This is a genomic window from Streptomyces sp. DH37, from assembly GCF_029813835.1.
Lineage (GTDB): Bacteria > Actinomycetota > Actinomycetes > Streptomycetales > Streptomycetaceae > Streptomyces.
Genome location: NZ_JARVKV010000156.1, coordinates 1 through 608 on the forward strand (window position 1 = coordinate 1; position 608 = coordinate 608).

1 protein-coding gene is annotated in these 608 nt (G+C 74.3%); it reads right to left on the reverse strand.

Annotated elements, in window-relative coordinates; all coding sequences use genetic code 11:
* Positions 1–608 (reverse strand): hypothetical protein (locus tag QC029_RS30450; protein WP_279559076.1); only part of this gene is annotated, 608 nt, incomplete at both ends.

The window sequence follows — 608 nt, forward strand, 5'->3', positions numbered from 1 at the left end:
GATACGCAGCAGCGTCCTGCGGTTGTCCCCCGCCAGACCGGAGACCACCGACACGATGTCGGCGCCGCGGGGACGTCGCGGGTCGTGCTGGACCAGCCGCGCGTACACGGCGGGCCGCACACGGTGGCCCAGGACGCCGATGCCGTCCGCGTCGCCGGAGGCGAAGTACAGACACGGGTCCCGCCACCCCGCCGGGTGGACGACCGGGTTTCCCCCGGCGTCGCGGAGCACGTCCCGGGCGCCGGACGGCTCGGTGTGGACGGTGAGGGTGTGGCTCAGCGCCAGTGAGGGCGGGGCGGAACCGCCCCAGTCGCGGGCGACGACCGGCCCGCTTCCGGTCTGCACGGTGAAGGCCGTGTCCCGGTAGGCGCCCTGCTGCTGCAGGTGGAAGGCTTCGAGGTCGGCGATGTCCTCGCCGCGCCCCTGGGCGCGGGCGGCGCCGATCAACTGCATCAGCTTCCACACGGCGTCCGGCGGTACGTCGGGGGAGGCGTCGGCGGTGTGGACCATGATCTGCCGGACGGCGGTCTCCAGATCGAAGTGGGTGCCGCGCAGCTCGACGTCCCCGCTCCACCGCCCGCGCAGGTGGGCCCTGGCGCGCTTCCACT